The sequence below is a fragment of the Nocardiopsis endophytica genome (assembly GCF_027706725.1).
GTDB lineage: Bacteria > Actinomycetota > Actinomycetes > Streptosporangiales > Streptosporangiaceae > Nocardiopsis_A > Nocardiopsis_A endophytica.
Map to the genome: position 1 here is coordinate 1 of NZ_JAQFWQ010000073.1, position 20849 is coordinate 20849.

Below are 20849 nucleotides of genomic sequence, written 5' to 3' on the forward strand. Positions count from 1 at the left end.
GACCGGCACACGCCCATTGCGGCGTGTGCCGCTCCAGCGGACCCGGGGCGTGACACCCGCCTCCGGCGGACGGCGGCCCGCTCCCGCCCTCCTCGCGCCCGCACGGCGGCGGAAGAGGGCACGGGCGCATGCACCGCCCGGCGGGGACGCCGACCGCGGCGACCGTGCACCGGTCGTACCGGTCGTATGGGTCCCACCGGCCGCGTCGGCCGCGCCGGGCGGGAACGACCTGCGATGATCACGACAGAGACGACGGAGAACCATGTCTGGACACGAATTCGACCTCGTTCTGCGCGCCGGGCGCGCCGTCACCCCTGAGGGGGAGCGCGCCGTGACCGTGGGCGTGCGCGACGGGCGCATCGCCGCCGTCGAGGACGCCGGCGCCGCCCTGGACGGCGCCCGCACCGTGGACGTGGCCGAGGACGAGGTGCTGCTTCCCGGCCTCGTCGACAGCCACGTGCACGTCAACGAGCCCGGCCGCACCGAGTGGGAGGGCTTCGCCAGCGCCACCCGCGCCGCGGCGGCCGGAGGCGTCACCACCATCGTCGACATGCCGCTGAACAGCGTCCCGCCCACCACCACCGCCGAAGGGCTGCGCGTCAAGCGCGAGGTGGCCGAGGGCCAGGTCGCGGTGGACGTCGGCTTCTGGGGCGGCGCCGTGCCCGAGAACAGCGCCCCCGGCGCCACCGGGGAGCTGGCCGCCCTGTACGAGCGCGGCGTCTTCGGCTTCAAGGCCTTCCTCTCGCCCTCGGGCGTCGACGAGTTCGGCCACCTCACCCCCGAGCTGTACCGCTCGGCCACCGCCGCCATCGGCGCCCTGGGCGGCCAGATCATCGTGCACGCCGAGGACCCGAACCTGTTGGACTCCGCGCCCCAGGCGCACGGCGCCGACTACGCCGGCTTCCTCGCATCGCGCCCCGACGAGGCCGAGCACGAGGCGATCCGGCTGGTCATCGAGACCGCCCGGCGCACCGGCACCCGCTCGCACATCCTCCACCTGTCCACCGCCACCGCCCTGCCGATGATCGAGAAGGCCCGCGCCGACGGAGTCCCGCTCACGGTGGAGACCTGCCCGCACTACCTGACCATCGCCGCCGAGGAGGTGCCCGCGGGCAACACCAGCTTCAAGTGCTGCCCGCCCATCCGCGGCGCCGCCAACCGGGACGCCCTGTGGCGGGCGCTGGCCGAGGGCACCATCGACTGCATCGTCAGCGACCACTCGCCGAGCACCCCCGACCTGAAGACCGACGACTTCGGCAGCGCCTGGGGCGGCGTGGCCGGACTCCAGGTCGGCTTCCCGGCGGTATGGACCGAGGCGTCCGAGCGCGGCCACTCCCTCGCCGACGTGGTGGGCTGGATGTCCGCGGGCCCTGCGCGGGTGGCCGGGCTGCCCTCCAAGGGCGCCCTGGCGGTGGGCCGCGACGCCGATTTCGCGGTGGTGGCGCCGGAGGCGTCCACCACGATCGACGCCCGCACGCTCCAGCACAAGAACCCGGTGAGCGCCTACGACGGCCGGACGCTCAAGGGCGTCGTGCGCGCCACCTACCTCCGGGGTGACGAGGTCGAGCTGGACAAGCCCGCGGGGCGCCTCCTGGACCGTCCCTGAGCCCTCCGGGGCGCTCATCCGTGTAAGAGCCCGCGCGGATAGGCGTGCACGCTCGGCGTTGATCTCGGGAGAAACGACGCTTCCGGGCCGCTTTTAGGGGCGCATTTCCCGAGATCAACGAAGCAGGGGCGGCGGTCGGAGACCGTCTGAGACAGCCTGAGGCGGCCTGAGACGGCCTGAGACGGCGATGGCCCGGGACTTCCGTCCCGGGCCATCGCCGTGCGGTTCCTCGGCGGAGCGGTGTCCGGCACTCTCACGCCCCGGGCGTCCAGGGCGGTGTACCGACACCGCCCGCCGGGGGCGTCCACCGGACGGGAACGACGCTCCAGCGGGCGCCGGCGCGTCGCCTCAGGGGCTCCCAGGGCCTTGCCGAGCCCCTGGCGCCCGCCCGCCGCAACGCGCTAGTCCGCGTCCTTGGCCAGCTCCTCTCCCTGCGTCCGCGGGTCGGGCGCCCGGTAGGCGGCGTCCGCCGACTCGGTGTACTTGGCCTCGCCCGGCCCCGCCGTGCGCAGCTCCTCGCCGTCGATCTCCGGACTCCGGTCCTGCCTCGGCCTCCCGATGACGTTGAAGCAGATGTTCAGCGCGATCGCCACGATCGCCGCGCCCACGATGCCCGAGTGCAGCACCAGCGCCACCTGGGGCGGGAAGCCCTCGTAGAACTCCGGCACCGCCATCGGGATGATGCCGAAGCCCAGCGACGTGGCCACCAGGATCAGGTTGAGGTTGTTGTCGAAGTCGACCTTGGCCAGCGTGCGCACGCCGCTGGCGGCCACCGAGCCGAACAGCACCAGCCCGGCCCCGCCCAGCACCGGCATCGGGATCGCGGCCACGACCCGGCCCAGCACCGGGAACAGCCCCAGCACGATGAGGATGCCCGCGCCGGAGGCGACCACGTACCGGCTGCGGACCTTGGTCAGCGCCAGCAGGCCGATGTTCTGCGCGAACGAGCTGCCCGGCGTGGAGTTGAGCAGCGGACCGATGATGGAGGCGCTCACGTCCGCCCGCAGGCCGGCCGAGATGCGCTTGGCGTCCACCTTCGACCCGGTGATCTCGCCGACCGCGATGATGTGCGAGGCGCCCTCGGTGAGCACCACCAGCATGATCACGCACATCGTCAGGACGGCCGCCACGTCGAACACCGGCATCCCGAAGTGCAGCGGAGAGCCGAGCGCGAAGTAGGCGCCGTCGGGCACCGACCCGAAGTCGGTCTTGCCGAACGGCAGCGCGATCAGCGTCCCGGCGATCAGCCCCAGCAGGATGGACACCCGGCCCAGCAGCCCGGGCAGCACCCGGGAGAACAGCAGCACCAGCGCCAGGGTGGCCCCGGCCAGTGCCAGGTTCCCCATGGAGGGGTGGCCCGACTCGGCGCCGTCGACCACCCACCCGGCCGCCACCGGCATCAGCGACAGCCCGATCACGGTGATGATGCTCCCGGTCACCTGGGGCGGGAAGAACCGCACCAGGTGGCCGAAGAACGGGGTCAGGCACAGCGCGAACACGCCGCCGACCAGGGAGGCGCCGAAGACCACCGGCAGCCCCTGCTCGGCGGCGATGGCGGTCATCGCCGACACCGGGACGAACGATGAGGCGACGACGATGGGCAGCTGGGCGCCCATGCGCCAGGGGCCCAGACTCTGCAGCAGGGTCGCGATGCCCGCGACCAGCAGGGCGCCGCTGACCAGGATGCCCAGGTCGGCCGGGTCCAGCCCGGCGGCGCCGCCGATGACCAGCGCGGGGGCGACCGCGCCGGCGTACATGGTCAGGATGTGCTGCAGCCCGTAGAGCAGCAGCAGTCTCGGGGGGAGCTTCTCGTCTTCAGGGCGGTGGGGGGCGGTGGTGTCTCCCTCGGCTCCGGCCTTCGTTGTGGCCTGGGTGTCACGGTCCGGCTTTCCGAATCTCATGGCCAGTTTCCAGCCTTCGGTCTTGGGTTCGGCCGTCCCGAGGTGCGGGGCACTCCACCCTGGGGGACACCGTCCCGGGGTGCGGCCGAACCCGGTGTGTGGGAAGGGCGGGCGGCCCGGTCGCGCCCTGAGGTCCGGGGCCGCCCGGCCGGCGTGTCAGCCGCCCTCCGGGCGGGCCGACGGTGCGGATGCCGGCGGTGCGGCGGAGGCGCCCGCGGGCTCCCCCTCCGCGCCGCCGCCGGGGACCTCGCCCCCGGCGGCGGAGGACTGGGGGCCGCGTCTGCCGCGGCCCAGGGTGAAGAGCAGGTTGAGGCCGATCGCGACCGCGGAGGCCCCGACGATGCCCGAGTGCAGCACGGTCGCGGCCCAGCCCGGAAGCCCCTCGTAGAAGTGGGGGAAGAGCATCGGGGTGAGCCCGGCCGCCAGGGAGGCGCCCACGAGCACCAGGTTGAGCTGGTCGGTCAGGTCGGCCTCGGCGATGGTCTTGACGCCGCTGGCGGCGACGGTGCCGAACAGCACCAGCCCGGCCCCGCCGAGCACCGGCATGGGGATGGCGGCCACGAGGCGCCCCAGCACCGGGAACAGGCCCAGGGCCACCAGCAGCCCGCCCGCCCAGGCGACGACGAACCGGCTGCGCACGCGGGTCATGGCGACCAGGCCGATGTTCTGGGCGAAGGAGGAGACGGGGAAGGTGTTCAGGACCGGGGCGAGTGTGGACGACAGCGCGCTCGCCCGGATGCCGTCGGAGATGCGCCGCCGGTCGATGCGGGCGCCGACGACGGCGCCCACGCCCATGATGTTGGCGGTCCCCTCGGTCAGCACCACCAGCATCACGATGCACATGGTGACGACGGCGGCGGGGTCGAAGGCGGGCGGCCCGTAGTGGAAGGGCTCGGGCAGGGCGAACACCGGGCCGTCGAGCACCCGGGAGAAGTCCGTGCGGCCGAGGGCGGCGGCGACGGCGGTGCCCGCGGTGAGGCCGATGAGGATCGCGAACCGGCCCAGCACCCCGGGCACCCGGTTCAGCGCCAGCACCAGCGCCAGGGTGCCCAGGCCCAGGGCGAGGTCGGCGTTGGCGGGTGTGCCCCCCTCCCCGCCGTCGACGATCCACCCGATCGCGACGGGGAACAGGGACAGCCCGATGACGGTGACGATGGTCCCGGTGACGATGGGCGGGAAGAAGCGCACCAGGGACCCGAAGAACGGGGTGACCGCCAGGGCGAACAGGCCCGCGGCGAGGCTGGCGCCGAACACGGTGGGCAGCCCGCCGTCCGCGGCGATGGACTCCATGGCGCCGACCGGGACGAAGGTGGCGCCGACGACGATGGGCAGCTGCGACCCCAGGCGCAGGCGGGGCGGGCCCAGCGTCTGCAGGAGGGTGGCCAGTCCGGCCAGCAGGGTGGTGGCGGCGATCATCACCGCGGTCTCGGAGGCGTCGAGCCCGGCGGCGGTGCCGATGATCAGCGGCGGGGTGATCAGCCCCGCGTACATGGTCAGCAGGTGCTGCAGTCCGCCGACGAAGTACTGGCCGACGCTCAGGCGCCGGTCCTCGGGGCGGGATGAGGGGACGCCTCGGGCGTCCTCGCCGGATGGGTCGTTCGGCATGGGAGGTGACCTGTCCCGTGTGTCAATGACAGGTCGCGGCCTCTGTGAGCGGGGCCGGCGGCCTGGAATGCGGGTACGCGTGCGGGCCGCGGCGCGGGTCCGGGGGACCGGCGGGCGGCGGTGCGGTTCGCGGTGGGCGTCCCGGCCCCGGAGCGCGGCCGGGACGCCGGGCGGCGCCGGGCCCCGGAGGAGGCGGGGTCCGGCGCACGGGCCTTACACGAAGCCGGGGACGGTCTCCCAGGCGCGGCCGGCCTCGGGGGCGTCGTCGCGCTCGACGACGGCCTCGATCTTGCCGTAGGGCCGGTCGGCGGCGAAGAACACCTCGTTGGGGTTGTCCAGGCCGAACGGCGACAGGTCCACCAGGAAGTGGTGGTTGTTCGGCATGGAGAACTTGATCTCGGCGATCTCCGGGTGGGCCTCCAGGACGGCCTTGCCCATCGCGTAGAGGGTCTGCTGCAGCGCGAGGCTGTGCGTCTCGGCGAAGGCCTCCAGGGCCAGGGCCTTCACGGACTCGTAGGTCTTGTCCCAGTCGACGCCGGTGCCGATGTAGCGCCAGCGCGCGGTGACGTCGGTGGCCAGGATCCGGTCGTCGGTCTCGGCCAGGGTGGTGTACTTGGTCTTCGGGTAGCCGTGGAACTCCGACCCGGTCGACTTCAGGACGGTGAGCCCGGAGAAGCCGGACACCACCCACTCCTTGTCGCCGTCCTTGGTCACCACGGTGTTGCGGACCTCGGCGCCGGTGCGCACGAACGAGTGGTCGTGGGCGCCCTTGCCGGTGGAGATGCGCTCCCAGGCGTACTCCTCCACCTCCTGGCGCGCGCCGTAGACGTAGTCGTGCTCGTCGACGAAGTGGCGGGCCATCCTGAGGGCGAAGTCCTCGATGGCGCCGACGCCGCCCCACTCCTTGGCCTTGGCGTAGACCGTGTTCTTCTGGGTGTCGGTGGGAAGGCACTTGCAGTTGTCGCCTTCGGTGTGCACCGACTCCAGGTCGCCGCGGAGCTGCGAGCTGTAGTTGATGTCCTTGATGCTGTGCACCGGGGTCTCCCGGTTCACGTGCACCAGGCGGACCTCGGCCTTGCCGTACTGGTTGTCTCCGAGTCGGATGCCCATGTGGGTCGTCTCCTGTTTTCTGTGCTCGAAACGCTGTTCACAGAAGTGCCGTTGCCGCTCTGGGCCCATCGGCGGGCCGGTGTCGGGGAAGGGCGAGCGGGCGGCGTGCGACGAGGGAGGACCGCTGTGGTCATGCGGAAGGACCTGTCACGCACTCGGATGGGGAGGGTGGTTCTCCGGTTCTGCTGTCAGGACCCCCTGTAGGTCGAGAAGGCGAACGGGCTCAGCAGCAGCGGGACGTGGTAGTGGGCGTCCTCGTCGGCCAGCTCGAACGCGATGGTGACGTCGGGGTAGAACCCCTTCTGCCCGGTGCGCTCGAAGTAGGCCGCGGTGTCGAAGACGACCCGGTAGGTCCCTGCGGCGAGCTGGTCGGGCCCCAGGTCGGGGACCCTCCCGTCCTCATTGGTGGTTCCCGAGGCGACCGGCTCGTAGGCCGACCGGTCGGCGTCGGCGGCGGCCTCGAGCCGGACCGGGACACCCGCGGCGGGGCGGCCCAGGGCGGCGTCGAGGACGTGCGTGGTCACGTGGCTCATGCGTCGTCCAGCACCTTTTCCACGCGCAGCAGCGCGATCTTGCGGAACTCCCCGCCGACGACCGCCTTCTCCCGCTCCGGGTCGTTCCCCAGGCGGGCCTGGAGGTCGGCGAGGAGGTCCTCGGGCGAGCGGCCGCTGGCGCACACCAGGTAGATGTGGCCGAACCGCTCCTCGTAGGCGGCGTTGGCGGCCTTGAAGGCCTGCTCGGTGTCCCGGCCCCCGGCGGTGACCGCCGCCTGCTCGCCGCGGGACCACCGGGACTCGGTGTCCTCGCCGGAGGCCTTCTCGCCGATCCGGGGGTGGCGGGACAGGGCCGCGTCCACCTCGTCCGCGCTGAGCGTGCCGGCGTGCGCGTCGGCGGCGGCCAGCAGCGCCTCCCGGGTGGCGAAGGGCCGTTCGGCGTCGAGCGCCTCGACCCACCGGTCCACGTTCAGGCAGCGCGCGAACTCGTCGCGGAAGGCCGGCGAGGACAGCGCGTTGACCCGGTCGAGCCCCGGGTCCCCGGTGGGCCGGGGCGTCGGGGGTTCGGGCATGGCGGCTCGCTTCCTTGTGTCGGTCCGGCACGCGGGGCGGCGGGGCAGGGGCGGGGTCCCTCGGCGGTGCCCGGTCGGGATCCGCCGGGGCGCGCCCGGCCGGTGCGCGGCCGGTGGCTGGTGCGCGTTCACCCGCTGCTCCCCGCTCCGGCGAGCGGATTTCGTAGAGCAGAAACTCACTTTTACATCTCGGACTGTAGCCCCGGTCACAGTGGGGTTGTCAACACGGGTCCGCCGCCGGTCCGCCGCCGGTCCGGCGGCGGGGCGTCCCCGCGGGGCCGCGACCTCCGGTGTACCCGTCGGTGAGGCGCGTCATATGTGAGCTGCATCCCATGATTCGACCTTATGCGCGCGATCGGACCAGGTGGGCGGATCGCGGAAGGGGAGTTGACAACCTCGGGCGCGGGGCGCAGACTCGAATCATTCCTTCAAGTGAAAAGTAGTTTCCACATCACGAAAGATCTCGAGGGAGAGCGCGACATGAGCCACTCGCTGCGCTACACGGTGAACTGCTCGCTGCTGTTCACCGAGCTGCCGCTCGACGAGCGCCCCGCCGCCGCCCGCAAGGCCGGCTTCGACGCCGTGGAGTTCTGGTGGCCCTTCGCGAGCCCCGTCCCCGCCGACCGCGAGGTCGACGCCTTCGTCCGGTCGATCGCCGACGCCGGGGTCCACCTGAGCGGGCTCAACTTCTTCGCCGGCGAGCTGCCCGGCCCCGACCGCGGGGTGCTCTCCCAGCCCTCCCGCGCCCAGGAGTTCCGCGACAACCTCGACGTCGTCGTGGGCATCGCCCGCCGCACCGGCACCAAGGCCTTCAACGCCCTCTACGGGCTGCGCCAGGACGGCGTCGACCCGGCCGAGCAGGACCGCGTCGGCCTGGAGTCGATCGTGGCCGCCGCCGAGGCCGTGAAGGCCGTCGACGGCACCGTCCTGATCGAGCCGGTCAGCGGCTCGGAGGGGTACCCGATCAAGACGGCCGCCGACGGGCTGGAGGTCGTCGGCAGGGCCCACGCCGCAGGCGCGGCCAACGTCGCCCTGCTGGCCGACTTCTTCCACCTGGCCGTCAACGGCGACGACGTGGCCGCCGCCGTGCGCGACCACGCCGCCGCGTTCGGGCACGTCCAGATCGCCGACGCCCCCGGCCGCGGCGAGCCCGGCACCGGTGGCCTGCCGATCCAGGAGCTCCTGGCCGCCGCCCAGGCGGGCGGCTACAACGGCTACGTGGGCCTGGAGTACAAGCCGACCGTGCCCACCGCCGAGAGCTTCGGCTGGATCGGCCGCTGACCCGGCCGCCACGCCCCGCCGCGCAGACCACAGACCCGGAAGGAAACAGCCACATGTCCCAGCCGCGCACCGTCGCCTTCATCGGCCTCGGCATCATGGGCCTGCCCATGGCCGTCAACCTCGCCAAGGCCGGCTTCGAGGTCACCGGATACAACCGCAGCCCGGAGAAGGCGCGCAAACTCGCCGAGCAGGGCGGCAAGGCGGCCTCCTCGGTCGCCGAGGCGGTCGCCGGAGCCGACGCCGTCATCACCATGGTCCCCGACTCCCCGGATGTCGAGGAGGTGCTGCTGGGCGAGGACGGCGTCTACGCCAACGCCCGCCCCGGCGCCCTGGTCATCGACATGAGCACCATCCGCCCCGACGTGGCCCGCGACGTGGCCGCCAAGGGCGCCGAGCGCGGCCTCCGGGTCCTCGACGCCCCGGTCAGCGGCGGCGAGGCCGGCGCCATCGAGGCGAAGCTGTCCATCATGGTCGGCGGCGCCCCGGAGGACTTCGAGGCGGCCCGCCCGATCTTCGACGTGCTGGGCACCACCCCGGTGCTGGTCGGCCCCTCGGGCGCCGGGCAGACCGTCAAGGCCGCCAACCAGCTCATCGTGGCCGGCAACATCCAGCTGGTCGCCGAGGCGCTGGTCTTCCTGGAGGCGCACGGCGTCGACACCGAGGAGGGCCTCAAGGTCCTCAACGGCGGCCTCGCGGGCAGCACCGTCATGACCCGCAAGGGCGAGGGCATGCGCAACCGGCAGTTCGCCCCGGGCTTCCGGATCGAGCTGCACGACAAGGACATGAAGATCGTGACGACCGCGGCCCGTGAGGCCGGTGTGTCGATCCCGCTGGGGGCGCTGGTGGCGCAGTTCGTGGGCGCCCTCAAGGCCCAGGGGCACGGCGGCCTGGACCACTCCGCGCTGCTCAAGCTCGTGGAGCAGCTCTCCGGCGAGCAGAAGCAGTAGGAAAAAGGGATCCCGCCGCGGGACGGCCGTGGACGGTTCGCGACTTACGTGTGTGTGCTCAGCGCGAACCGCCGAGGCCTGGGTGTTGGCCGCACCCTTGGTCCCGCAGGCGGGCCCATCGACCCCCCTAGCACTGAAGGGTTCACAGCAAATGGTACAGATGCCCGCCATGAACGCGGCCGTCGAGGTCCTGAAAGACGAGGGCGTCGACACCGCCTTCGGCTGCCCCGGCGCCGCGATCCTCCCCTTCTACAAGGCTCTCGAGCAGGTCGGAGGGATCGAGCACCTGACGGTCCGCCATGAGGAGGGCGCGACCCACATGGCCGACGGCTGGGCCCGCACCACCGGCAAGGTGGGCGTGGCCATCGGCACCTCCGGCCCCGCCGGGACCAACATGATCACCGGCCTGTACACGGCGATGGCCGACTCCATCCCGATCGTGTGCATCACCGGCCAGAACCGCACCGACCTGCTGGACAAGGAGGGCTTCCAGGCGGTCGACATCGTCGAGATCGCCAAGCCCGTCACCAAGTGGGCCGTGCAGATCAAGGAGGCCGGCACCGCCCCGTGGATCTTCCGCGAGGCCTTCCGGGTCGCCCGCGAGGGCCGCCCGGGCCCGGTGCTCATCGACATCCCGCTGGACGTCGCCCAGCAGGAGATCTCCTACGACCCCTCCATCGACGCCCCGCTCCGGGTCAACGACGTCGTCCCGCACCGCCCGCGGGTGGAGCGCGCGCTGGACATGCTGCTGGAGGCCGAGCGCCCGCTCATCCTCGCCGGCGGCGGCATCATCATCTCCGAGGCCTCCGCGGAGCTGACCGAGCTCGCCGAGCTGCTGCGGGTCCCCGTCCAGGTGACCCTCATGGGCAAGGGCTCCTTCGACGAGGAGTCCGAGCTGTACGCGGGCATGACCGGCGTGCAGACCTCCCAGCGCTACGGCAACGCCTCCTTCCTGGAGTCGGACCTGGTGCTGGCGGTGGGCGCGCGCTTCGCCGACCGGCACACCGGCGCCATCGACGTCTACCGGGGCGACCGGAGGTTCATCCACGTCGACATCGAGGCCACCCAGCTCGGCCGGGTCTTCGAGCCCGACCTGGGCATCGTGTCCGACGCGAAGCTGTTCCTGCGCGAGCTCATCGACGCCGCCAAGAAGCGCTCCGCCAGGGCGCAGGTGGGCGCCTGGATCGAGCGGGTCGGCGAGCTCAAGCGGACCCTGGGCCGGCGCGAGGACTTCGACAGCGTGCCGATCAAGGCCCCGCGCGTCTACAAGGAGATCAACGAGGTCTTCGGCGAGGACACCTACTTCGTCACCGCCATCGGCCTCTACCAGATCTGGGGCGGCCAGCACCAGAAGGCCTACAAGCCGCGCCACTACCAGATCTGCGGCCAGGCGGGCCCACTCGGCTGGGAGATCCCGGCGGCCATCGGCGTCAAGAAGGCGCTGAAGGACACCGAGCCCGACGCCGAGGTGGTCGGCATCGTCGGCGACTACGGCTTCCAGTACATGGTCGAGGAGCTGGCCGTCGCCGCCCAGTACGACGTGCCGTTCGTGATCATCATGCTCAACAACGAGTACCTGGGGCTGATCCGCCAGGCGGAGATCCCCTACGACATGAACTACCAGGTCGACATCCACTACGACGACCACGGCACGGACAGCGTCAAGATCATGGAGGCCTACGGCTGCTCCGGGCGCCGCGTCTTCGACCCGTCGGAGATCCGCGAGTCCATCGAGTGGGCCCGCAAGCAGGCGCAGGCCACCTCCCGGCCGGTGCTCGTGGAGATCATGATCGAGCGCGAGGCCAACACTCCCCACGGTCCGGCGATCAACGCCGTGAAGGAGTTCGAGCCCGCCCCTGAGGCGTAGGGGCGCACGAGACGGGGGCGCGGCGGCCGCGGAGGCGGAAGGCCGCCCCGCCCCTTCCCGCCCGGTTGCGTCGGTGGCCGCTTGGCCGGGCCACCGCCGCACACCGGCACACGGCGGGGCGCATCGGTGGTCACTTGGCCGGATCACCGCGGCGCCCCGCCGCTTCCGTCTCCACCGTCCTCTCGTTGATCTCGGGAAAAGCGCCCCTTGAACCGCGCCGGAAGCGTCGTTACTCCCGAGATCAACGGCGGAGGGGCGGGCGGTTCCACTCGGGGAACAGGGGCCGCTCCTCACTCCGCGTCCACAGGTCTGCTACTGTGTCCAACGTTATGCTGCGCGAGCTGCTCCTCCTTAGCGGCCGCGGCGGGGGTCGCTAGAGGTCGACTCCCTCGCCGCGGGGCTTCGGCATGCTCTTGTCGGCCGTTTCGACACCGCGTGATCTTTTCTCTGAGGAGCCCTTTCCATGGTGCCGCAGCAGCAGCCCAGTGGTATGCCTTTCCAGCGCTACGCCCCCTTCACCCCGGTCGACCTGCCCGACCGCACCTGGCCGGCCAAGACCATCACCGCCGCACCCCGGTGGCTGTCGACCGACCTGCGCGACGGCAACCAGTCCCTGATCGAGCCGATGGACGCCGAGCGCAAGCGCGAGATGTTCGACCTGCTGGTGCGCATGGGCTACAAGGAGATCGAGGTCGGCTTCCCCGCCGCCAGCCAGACCGACTTCGACTTCGTCCGCTTCCTGATCGAGCAGGACCGCATCCCCGACGACGTGCAGATCTCGGTGCTGACCCAGGCCCGCGAGGACCTGATCGAGCGCACCGTGCAGTCGCTGGCCGGGGCCAAGCGCGCCACCGTGCACCTGTACAACGCCACCGCGCCGCTGTTCCGCCGCGTCGTCTTCGGGGTGGACCGCGAGGCCTGCAAGCAGATCGCCGTCGAAGGCACGCGCCACGTGATGCGCTTCGCCGAGAAGTACCTGGCCGACAGCGAGTACGTGGGCTACGAGTACTCGCCGGAGATCTTCATCGACACCGAGCTGGACTTCGCCCTGGAGGTCTGCGAGGCGGTCATGGACGAGTGGAGGCCGGGCCCGGGGCGGGAGATCATCCTGAACCTGCCGGCCACCGTCGAGCGCGCCACCCCCAACGTCTACGCCGACCAGATCGAGTGGATGAGCCGGAACCTGTCCCGGCGCGAGCACGTATGCCTGTCGGTGCACCCGCACAACGACCGCGGCACCGGCATCGCCTCGGCCGAGCTGGCCGTGATGGCCGGGGCCGACCGGGTCGAGGGGTGCCTGTTCGGGCACGGCGAGCGCACCGGCAACGTCGACCTGGTCACCCTGGGCATGAACCTGTTCAGCCAGGGCGTGGACCCCATGGTGGACTTCTCCGACATCGACGAGGTGCGGCGCATCACCGAGCACTGCACCCAGCTGCCGGTGGCCCCGCGCCACCCCTACGGCGGCGACCTGGTCTACACCGCCTTCTCCGGCTCGCACCAGGACGCGATCAAGAAGGGCTTCGCCGCCCTGGAGGCCGAGGCCGAGGCGGCCGGGGTGCCGGTGTCCGAGCACGCCTGGGGCGTCCCCTACCTGCCGATCGACCCCAAGGACGTGGGCCGCGACTACGAGGCCGTCATCCGCGTCAACAGCCAGTCCGGCAAGGGCGGGGTGTCCTACGTGCTGCAGCGCGACCACGCCCTGGACCTGCCGCGGCGGCTGCAGATCGAGTTCTCCCACGTCATCCAGGGGCACATGGACACCGAGGGCGGCGAGTTCAGTGCCGAGCAGATCTGGGAGGTCTTCCGCGGCACCTACCTGTCCGAGGAGGGGCGCGCCGGGGTGCTGGCGCACCGCTCGCAGAACGGCGAGGACGGGTACCGCATCGAGGCCGACGTGCGGCTGGACGGGCAGATCCGGGAGATCACCGGAACCGGGCAGGGGCCGCTGTCGGCGTTCTGTGACGCCATGGCCCAGGTCGACGTCAAGGTCCGGGTGGTCGACTACGTCGAGCACGCGATGAGCGAGGGCAGCGACGCCCGCGCCGCCGCCTACGTCGAGGCCGAGGTGGACGGCACGGTGGTGTGGGGCGTGGGGATGCACCACAACATCACCACCGCGTCGCTGAAGGCGGTGTGCAGCGCGGTCAACCGCGCCGCCGCGGCGCGCGGCTGAGAGCCCGCGCGGACGAGCGGGCGGAGCCCGTACTGATCCCGGGGCGGTCGGACTCACGGTGTCCGTCTCCACTCCGACTTCCCTGAGAACAACGGCACGCACGAAGGGCGCCCCGGGACCATGTCCCGGGGCGCCCTCGGCGCAGGGGGCGGGTCAGGTGTGGGGCCGACCCGGTGCGCACATCAGGAGTAGCCGAAGTTCTGTGCCCAGTACCCGTCGGTCTCGCCGACGCCGATGGCCACGAAGTCGCAGTTGAGGATGTTCTTGCGGTGGCCCTCGCTGTTCATCCAGCCGTCCATGACCGCTTCGGCCGACGTGTAGCCCGCCGCCACGTTCTCCCCGCCCCAGGCGGTGTACCCGGCCTCGGCGGCGCGATCGGCGGGGCCGACGCCCTCCGGCGTGTCGTGCGACATGTAGTCGCGCTCGGCCATGTCCTTGCTGTGCTTCTGCGAGGCGTTGGTGAGCTTGGAGTCGATCCGGAGCGGTCCGCACCCGGCGTCCGCGCGCTCATCGTTGGCCAGCGACACCACCTCGCGGGTGAGCGCCGATCCGCCGCCCTGGGCGCCGGCGCCGCCGGATCCGCCGGACCCGCCGGAGTCCCCGGAAGAGGAGTCCGACGCGCCGTCCTCGCGGTCCCCCGAGCCGTCCTCGGCGGGCTCCTCGGAGGCGCTCACGCTGTCCTTGCCGGAGGAGGCCGATCCCGTGCCCCCGTCACCGCTCCCGGAGCCCTCGGAGCCCTCGGAGCCTTCGGCGCCGCTGCCGCCGCCGGAGCCGCCCTGGGCGCCCGAGGCGCCTTCGGAGCCGTCGAAGAAGTCGTCGGCGGCCGGGGGGAGGCCGTTGTCGGCCCCGGTCCCGGCCTCGGAGCCGTCCTTGGGCATCGCGGCCTGTGATGTGAGTTCCGGGCCGCCCGCGGTGGCCAGCACGAGCGCCGCCGCGGTGCCCAGGCCGACCGGCAGTGCCAGCACGGTCGCCAGCATCACGCGCCGTCCGGTGCGCGGTCCGCGGCCGGCCTCGGCGGACCGCGCGCGGCGGCCTCGGGCCTCGCGCCGATCGCGTGGGCCGTGCCTTCGGCGTCCTCGTCCCATCGGGTCCTCCCGTTGCTCGGGTGGGAAGCGGGGTGTGCGTGATCGTAGAGCAATATGGCCGATTTGCCGATATCGCGGGGGTTTTCGCAGTTCGCCGGGGTGGTGCGGGGCGCCACCGGAACGCCCCCGGGGCGGGGCGGGAACCGCGGCGCCCGGAGCCGCCCGCCGGACGGGGCCCAGACGGGGGCGCCCCGCCCGGTCGGCACGGCGCCGTGTATCCGCGACAATGGTCAGGTGAGCCTTTACCGCGACGAGGGGGTCGTCCTCCGCACCCAGAAGCTGGGGGAGGCCGACCGCATCGTGACCCTGCTGACCCGGCGCACCGGACTGGTGCGGGCGGTCGGCAAGGGGGTGCGCCGCACCAAGTCGCGCTTCGGGGCCCGGCTGGAGCCCTTCAGCCACGTCGACGTGCAGCTGTACACCGGCCGCACCCTCGACGTGATCACCCAGGCCGAGACGGTGCGCCCCTACGGTGAGCGCATCGTCGCCGACTACGCCCGCTACACCGCCGCCACCGCCATGCTGGAGACGGCCGAGAAGGTGGTGGCGGTCGAGAAGGACCCGGCACTGCGCCAGTTCCTCCTGCTCATCGGCGCGCTGCGTACGCTGGGCGAGGGAGGGCACGAGCCGCGGCTGGTGCTCGATGCCTATCTGCTGCGGTCGCTGGCCGTGGCGGGGTACGCGCCCGCGCTGGGCGAGTGCGCCCGCTGCGGCGGCGCCGACCCGCGCGGGTTCGCCGTGCACGCCGGGGGAGCGGTGTGCGGGGTGTGCCGCCCGCACGGGTCGGTCCACCCCGCGCCGGAGACCGTCGCGCTGATGGGCGCGCTGCTCGGCGGGGACTGGGCGGCCGCCGACGCCAGCCAGGAGCGGCACCGGAGCGAGTGCAGCGGCCTGGTCGCCGCCTACCTGCAGTGGCACCTCGAAAACGGAATCCGATCCCTGCGCCTAGTGGAGCGTTCGTGAGCCTGTTCAACCCGTCCGCGTCCAAGTCCGGCCGGGGCTACGCGCCCCCGTCGCCGCACCCCAGCGGGGCGCGTCCGCCGGTACTGCCCAAGGCCGTGGTCCCCAAGCACGTCGCCATCGTCATGGACGGCAACGGCCGCTGGGCCAAGGAGCGCGGGCTGCCCCGCACGGAAGGGCACAAGGCGGGCGAGGGCTCCCTGTTCGACGTCATCGAGGGCGCCCTGGAGATGGGGATCCCCTACCTGTCGGCGTACGCCTTCTCCACCGAGAACTGGAAGCGCTCGCCCGAGGAGGTGCGCTTCCTCATGGGCTTCAACCGCGACGTCATCCGCCGCCGCCGCGACGAGCTGCACGCCATGGGCGTGCGGGTGCGCTGGGCCGGGCGGCGCGGACGCCTGTGGAAGAGCGTCATCTCCGAGCTGGAGGACGCCGAGGAGATGACCAAGGACAACACCGCGCTCACCCTGCAGTTCTGCGTGAACTACGGCGGGCGCGCCGAGATCGTGGACGCGGCGGCCGAACTGGCCCGCGCCGCCGCCGAGGGGCGCATCGACCCGGCCAAGATCTCCGAGTCCGACTTCTCCGCCCGCCTGGACGAGCCGGACGTGCCCGACGTCGACATGTTCCTGCGCTCATCGGGCGAGCAGCGGTTCTCCAACTTCCTGCTCTGGCAGTCGGCCTACGCCGAGTTCGTCTTCCTGGACACGCTCTGGCCCGACTTCGACCGGCGCCACCTGTGGCACGCCTGCGAGGTCTACGCCTCGCGGGACCGCCGCTACGGCGGCGCCGAGCCCAACCCGCTGCCCGAGCCCTCCGGCGCGGCCGACCGGGCGCGCGCGGACCAGGGGGAGGCGGCCGAATGAGCGCGGCCGAGGAGCCCGGGAAGGCCTCAGCGGCGGCCGGCCTGCTCACGCGCTCGCCGCTCACCTATGTGGCGGTGGGCGACAGCTTCACCGAGGGCGTCGGCGACCCCGGGCCCGACGGCGCCTTCCGCGGCTGGGCCGACCGGTTCGCCGAGCACCTGGCCGCGGAGGTCCCGGAGGTGCGCTATGCCAACCTGGCGGTGCGCGGCAAGCTCATCCGGCAGATCATGACCGACCAGCTGCCCCGCGCGCTGGAGCTGGAGCCGGACCTGGTCACCCTGTGCGCGGGCGGCAACGACCTGCTCCGCCCCGGCGCCGACCCCGACGCCATCGCCCGCATCCTGGAGCACGCGGTCCGCCGGCTGCGCGCCCGGGGCGCCGAGGTGGTGCTCTTCACCGGCGTGAACATCTCCGGCGGGTACATGCGGGCCCGCATCGGCCACTTCGCGCGCTTCTACCTGAACATCCGCTCGATCGCCGACCGGCACGGCTGCCGCGTCGTCGACCAATGGTCCATGGCGGCGCTGACCGACCCGCGCGCCTGGGACGACGACCGGCTGCACATGTCGCCCGAGGGGCACCGGCGCCTGGCGCTGAAGGTGTGCGAGGCCGTCGGCCTCCAGGGCCGGGGCTCGGGGGACGAGCCCTGGCCCCCGGCGCCGCCCGCGGACGGGCGCGCCGAGGCGGCCCGGGAGAACCTGCGCTGGGCGCGGGAGTTCCTGGTGCCGTGGATCGGGCGGCGCCTGACCGGCCGCTCCTCGGGGGACGGCGTCCGGCCCAAGCGGCCCGACGCGCTCCCGCTGCGCCCGCAGGCCCCCGCCGACCGGTGACGCACAGTGGCCGTCCGGTCCCCTCGGGACCGTGACGGCCGTTACAAACGTGATCAGGCCCGTAACCTACTGTCGCGTAACCAGGGGTCCGAGGGGCATCATCGACCCATGAGCGGCTTGGACACGGAGCAGGACATCATCTCCTACGTGGCTCTCGGTGACAGCTTCACCGAGGGCCTGGACGATCCCTATCCGGACAGCGACCGCATCCCCGAGGGCCGCTTCCGCGGCTGGGCCGACCGGCTGGCGGAGCACCTGGCCGCGTCGGTGCCCGAGGTGCGCTACGCCAACCTGGCGGTACGCGGCAAGCTCATCCGCCAGATCGTGCGCGACCAGCTCCCGCGCGCCGTCGAGCTGCGGCCCGACCTGGTCACCCTGTGCGCGGGCGGAAACGACATCATCCGCCCCGGCAGCGACCCCGACCAGGTCGCCGAGGTCTTCGAGGGCGCGGTGCGGCGGCTGTGCGCCACCGGGGCCCACGTGGTGGTGTTCACCGGCATGGACACCGGCTTCCAGCCGGTCATGCGGCACCTGCGCGGCAAGGTGGCCACCTACAACATGCACGTGCGGGCCGTCGCCGACCGGTACGGCTGCACCGTCGTGGACCTGTGGGCGATGCGGATGCTGCAGGACCCGCGCGCATGGAGCTGGGACCGCCTGCACCTGTCGCCGGAGGGCCACCGGCGCCTGGCGCTGCGCTCGGCCGAACTGATCGGGCTGGAGGTCGAGCCGGGCTGGGACGCGCCCTGGCCGCCCGAGCCCCCGAAGGACTGGCGCTCGGCCCGCCAGGAGGACCTGCACTGGGCGCGGGAGTTCCTGGTGCCGTGGATCGGGCGGCGCCTGACCGGCCGCTCGTCCGGCGACGGGCTGTCCCCCAAGCGCCCCGACCTGGAGCCCCTCCGCTGCGGCGGACGCGGCGCCCGCCCCGCCTCCTAGCCGGGCGCCCGGAGGCGGCCCGCGGCGGCCGTATCCGGCCACCGCACCCGGCCACCGCACCCGGCGGCCGCCCCCGGCGCGGCCGCCGGACGAACGCCGAGGGGCGTGCCCCCATCGGGAGCACGCCCCTCTCCGTCACAACGTCCCTGTCACAGCGTCCCTGGCACAGCGCCCCTGGCACGGCACCGCGGTCCGCGCGCCGTCGGGCCGGCGGACCGCCGTGTCAGTTCACCCGGGCCGAGCAGTCGGCGCAGGTGCCGAAGACCTCGACGGTGTGCGTCACCTCGGTGAACCCGTGTTTGGCGCCCACCGCCTCGGCCCACTTCTCCACCGTGGGCCCCTCCACCTCCACGGCCTTGCCGCACCCGCGGCACACCAGATGGTGGTGGTGGGCGTCGCTCGCGCAGGCGCGGTAGACGGCCTCGCCCTCGTCGGTGCGCAGGACGTCCACCTCGCCGGAGTCGCTGAGCGCCTGCAGGGCCCGGTAGACGGTGGTCAGGCCGATCTTCGACCCCTCGGCGCGCAGGTCGGCATAGAGGTCCTGCGCACTGCGGAACCCGCTGGCCTCGTTCAAGGCCTGCTTGACGGCCTCGCGTCGTGTACTCACCTGGATACGCTCCCCCGTTCGGTCTGGGGCATCGTACCGACCGTACCCGCGTCGTCCGGTCCAGGGGACGGCCCGTCGTCGCGCACCCGCGCGCGCCCGGTCGCGGCGCGCAGGGCGTACCCCGCCACCACGGCCGCGGCGAAGACGGCCAGCGCCAGCAGCACGATCGCCGCGCCCGGCGCCACGTCGACGTAGTACGCGCCGGTCAGCCCGCCCAGCGAGCACAGCAGGCCGATCGCCATCGCCAGCAGGGCGGTCACCCGGAAGCTGCGCGCCAGCTGCTGGGCGGCGGCCACGGGGACCACCATGAGCGCGCTGACCATGAGCACGCCCACCACCCGCATGGAGACCACCACGGTCAGCGCGGCGGTGACCGCGATCACCAGGCTGAGCAGCCGCACCGGCAGCCCCGAGGCGCGGGCGCTCTCCTCGTCCTGGCAGAGCACGAACAGCTCCCGCCAGAAGTAGCCGATGACCGCGAGCACCACGGCGGCCAGGGCGACCACCACCGCGACGTCCTCCTCGCCGACGCTGCTGACCGACCCGAACAGGAACCCGGTCAGGGTCGCGCTGTTGGCGCCGGGCGCCAGCCCGATCAGCAGCACGCCCCCGGCGATGCCGCCGTAGAAGAGCAGGGCCAGGGCGACGTCGCCGCCGGTGCGGGCGCGCACCCGGATCAGCTCGATGGCGGCGGCCCCCACCACCGACACGGCCAGCGCCACCAGCAGCGGCGAGGTCTGCGTCAGGTATCCCAGGGCCACACCGGTCAGCGCGACGTGGCCGATGCCGTCGCCCAGCAGCGCCAGGCGCCGCTGCACCAGGAACACCCCGATGACCGGTGCCACCAGCCCCACCAGCGCGGCGGCGATGAGCGCGCGCTGCATGAAGTCGTACTGGAGCATCTCAGTCACGGCGGGGCACCTCGAACTCGGGCAGGGCGGACGGCGCGGCGGCGGCCTCGGCGCCGGCGTGCGGGTGGACGTGGTCGTGGCCGGGCCGGGCGCACTCGCCCGAGGGGCTCGGCACCGGGCCGTCGTGCACCACCCGGCCGCCGGAGAGCGCCACACCGCGCTCCAGCAGCGGCTCCAGCGGGCCGCTCTCGTGCAGGACCAGCACGATGGTGGAGCCGCGCTCGCGCAGGGCGGTGATGGCCGAGGCGAGGGCGCGCTGGTTCTCGGCGTCGACACCGGCCATGGGCTCGTCCATGACGAAGGTGTCCGGGCGGGCGGCCAGGGCGCGGGCGATGAGCACGCGCTGCTGCTGGCCGCCGGAGAGCTCGTGCACCGAGGAGCGGGCCATGCCGCCCAGGCCGAGGGTGTCCAGCGCCTCGTCCACGGCGGCCCGGTCCGAGGGCGTGGACCACCGCAGCCGGCGGCGCCGGGCGATCTGGCCCGAGGCGACCACCTCGCGCACGGTGGCGGGCACGCCGCCCCCGGCGGTGAGCCGCTGGGGCACGTAGCCGATGCGTCCCCAGTCGCGGAACCGGCGCAGCGGGGTGCCGTGCACCTCCACGCTCCCCGAGGCCAGCGGGACGATTCCCAGCATCGCCTTCATCAGGGTGGACTTGCCCGAGCCGTTGGGGCCGAGGATGGCGAGCACCTGGCCCCGGGGGACGGTCAGATCGACGCCGTGCAGGACGGGAACGCGGTCGTAGGCGACGACGGCGTCCCGGACGAGGAACGCGGGAGGCGCGGACCCCGGGCCGCTTCCGGCCCCGGCGCGCTCCGCGACGGATTCTGCGGTCACCGCCCCATGGTGCCGAAAACGAAAATGATTGTCAAAATAGTGCGGTACTGTACACCACTCCCGCCGGAAGGGGAAGCCCACCCGGCGATGATCTCGACGAAGGTGCTGTCAGAACCGCCGGAATGACAGCACCTCTGTCGAGATCATCGCCGCACGCCGCCCCTGCGTCGTTGATCTCGGGAAAAGCGCCCCTAAAACGGGCCTGGTAGCGTCGTTTCTCCCGAGATCAACGCGGAGCGCACCCGCCTGTCCGCGCGGGC

At 72.8% G+C, this 20849-nt stretch carries 18 protein-coding genes; 9 read left to right on the top strand and 9 right to left on the bottom strand.

The features are described 5' to 3' along the window. The first annotated feature begins 262 nt into the window (after window positions 1–262). A complete protein-coding gene (gene allB / locus O4J56_RS21700) occupies window positions 263–1606 on the top strand; it encodes an allantoinase AllB (RefSeq protein ID WP_270688185.1) in 1344 nt (447 codons plus the stop codon). A gap of 401 nt (window positions 1607–2007) precedes the next feature. Here allB and O4J56_RS21705 read toward each other — a convergent pair whose 3' ends face one another. The 5 genes from O4J56_RS21705 to uraD all read right to left on the bottom strand — a co-directional run bounded on the left by O4J56_RS21705 (window position 2008) and on the right by uraD (window position 7288). Then, window positions 2008–3507 carry a nucleobase:cation symporter-2 family protein gene (locus tag O4J56_RS21705; protein WP_270688187.1) on the bottom strand — a complete coding sequence of 500 codons (1500 nt, stop codon included), beginning with the start codon at window positions 3505–3507 and terminating at the stop codon, window positions 2008–2010. 156 nt (window positions 3508–3663) lie between these two features. Beyond that, complete coding sequence (locus tag O4J56_RS21710) at window positions 3664–5112, bottom strand: nucleobase:cation symporter-2 family protein (RefSeq protein ID WP_270688188.1); 1449 nt, start codon at window positions 5110–5112, stop codon at window positions 3664–3666. A gap of 213 nt (window positions 5113–5325) precedes the next feature. Beyond that, window positions 5326–6222, bottom strand: a complete 897-nt coding sequence (gene pucL / locus O4J56_RS21715; protein WP_270688189.1) for a factor-independent urate hydroxylase — start codon at window positions 6220–6222, stop codon at window positions 5326–5328. 188 nt (window positions 6223–6410) lie between these two features. Beyond that, a complete protein-coding gene (gene uraH, locus O4J56_RS21720; RefSeq protein WP_270688191.1) occupies window positions 6411–6755 on the bottom strand; it encodes a hydroxyisourate hydrolase in 345 nt (114 codons plus the stop codon). Beyond that, the gene (gene uraD, locus O4J56_RS21725) at window positions 6752–7288 is read right to left on the bottom strand and encodes a 2-oxo-4-hydroxy-4-carboxy-5-ureidoimidazoline decarboxylase (protein WP_270688193.1); all 537 of its coding nucleotides are present in this window, start codon (window positions 7286–7288) and stop codon (window positions 6752–6754) included. The genes uraH and uraD overlap by 4 nt, the downstream gene beginning before the upstream one ends. Window positions 7289–7768: 480 nt before the next feature. Between uraD and O4J56_RS21730 the strand changes: the two genes are divergently transcribed. From O4J56_RS21730 to leuA, 4 genes are all read left to right on the top strand, one after another. Further along, window positions 7769–8569 (top strand): hydroxypyruvate isomerase family protein, encoded by an 801-nt coding sequence (locus O4J56_RS21730; protein ID WP_270688194.1) that lies wholly within the window; start codon window positions 7769–7771, stop codon window positions 8567–8569. 53 nt (window positions 8570–8622) lie between these two features. Continuing rightward, on the top strand, window positions 8623–9516 hold the full coding sequence (locus O4J56_RS21735; protein WP_270688196.1) for a 2-hydroxy-3-oxopropionate reductase: 894 nt from the start codon (window positions 8623–8625) through the stop codon (window positions 9514–9516). 151 nt (window positions 9517–9667) lie between these two features. After that, a complete protein-coding gene (gene gcl / locus O4J56_RS21740; protein ID WP_270688197.1) occupies window positions 9668–11383 on the top strand; it encodes a glyoxylate carboligase in 1716 nt (571 codons plus the stop codon). 463 nt (window positions 11384–11846) lie between these two features. After that, window positions 11847–13559: a 2-isopropylmalate synthase gene (leuA, locus tag O4J56_RS21745; RefSeq protein ID WP_270688199.1), complete on the top strand. Its 1713-nt coding sequence runs from the start codon at window positions 11847–11849 to the stop codon at window positions 13557–13559. A 182-nt stretch (window positions 13560–13741) separates the two neighbouring features. Here the strand turns inward: leuA and O4J56_RS21750 are convergent, their stop codons facing one another. Next, window positions 13742–14536, bottom strand: a complete 795-nt coding sequence (locus tag O4J56_RS21750; protein WP_270688233.1) for a CAP domain-containing protein — start codon at window positions 14534–14536, stop codon at window positions 13742–13744. Window positions 14537–14878: 342 nt separating this feature from the next. On the opposite strand from O4J56_RS21750, the gene recO reads away from it, so the two are divergent. The 4 genes from recO to O4J56_RS21770 all read left to right on the top strand — a co-directional run bounded on the left by recO (window position 14879) and on the right by O4J56_RS21770 (window position 18236). Further along, window positions 14879–15607, top strand: a complete 729-nt coding sequence (recO, locus tag O4J56_RS21755; RefSeq protein WP_270688201.1) for a DNA repair protein RecO — start codon at window positions 14879–14881, stop codon at window positions 15605–15607. Then, window positions 15604–16470, top strand: coding sequence for an isoprenyl transferase (locus O4J56_RS21760; protein WP_270688203.1), 867 nt, complete (start codon window positions 15604–15606; stop codon window positions 16468–16470). The genes recO and O4J56_RS21760 overlap by 4 nt, the downstream gene beginning before the upstream one ends. Continuing rightward, entirely contained in the window at window positions 16467–17300 is an 834-nt protein-coding gene (locus O4J56_RS21765; protein WP_270688205.1) for an SGNH/GDSL hydrolase family protein, read from the top strand. The genes O4J56_RS21760 and O4J56_RS21765 overlap by 4 nt, the downstream gene beginning before the upstream one ends. A 108-nt stretch (window positions 17301–17408) precedes the next feature. Then, window positions 17409–18236 (top strand): SGNH/GDSL hydrolase family protein, encoded by an 828-nt coding sequence (locus tag O4J56_RS21770; protein ID WP_270688207.1) that lies wholly within the window; start codon window positions 17409–17411, stop codon window positions 18234–18236. A gap of 223 nt (window positions 18237–18459) precedes the next feature. Here the strand turns inward: O4J56_RS21770 and O4J56_RS21775 are convergent, their stop codons facing one another. The 3 genes from O4J56_RS21775 to O4J56_RS21785 are packed head-to-tail and all read right to left on the bottom strand — an operon-like array spanning window position 18460 to window position 20589. Beyond that, window positions 18460–18843, bottom strand: coding sequence for a Fur family transcriptional regulator (locus O4J56_RS21775; protein ID WP_270688209.1), 384 nt, complete (start codon window positions 18841–18843; stop codon window positions 18460–18462). Beyond that, window positions 18840–19754 carry a metal ABC transporter permease gene (locus O4J56_RS21780; RefSeq protein ID WP_270688210.1) on the bottom strand — a complete coding sequence of 305 codons (915 nt, stop codon included), beginning with the start codon at window positions 19752–19754 and terminating at the stop codon, window positions 18840–18842. The genes O4J56_RS21775 and O4J56_RS21780 overlap by 4 nt, the downstream gene beginning before the upstream one ends. Beyond that, window positions 19747–20589 carry a metal ABC transporter ATP-binding protein gene (locus O4J56_RS21785; RefSeq protein ID WP_270688213.1) on the bottom strand — a complete coding sequence of 281 codons (843 nt, stop codon included), beginning with the start codon at window positions 20587–20589 and terminating at the stop codon, window positions 19747–19749. The genes O4J56_RS21780 and O4J56_RS21785 overlap by 8 nt, the downstream gene beginning before the upstream one ends. Window positions 20590–20849: the final 260 nt, after the last annotated feature.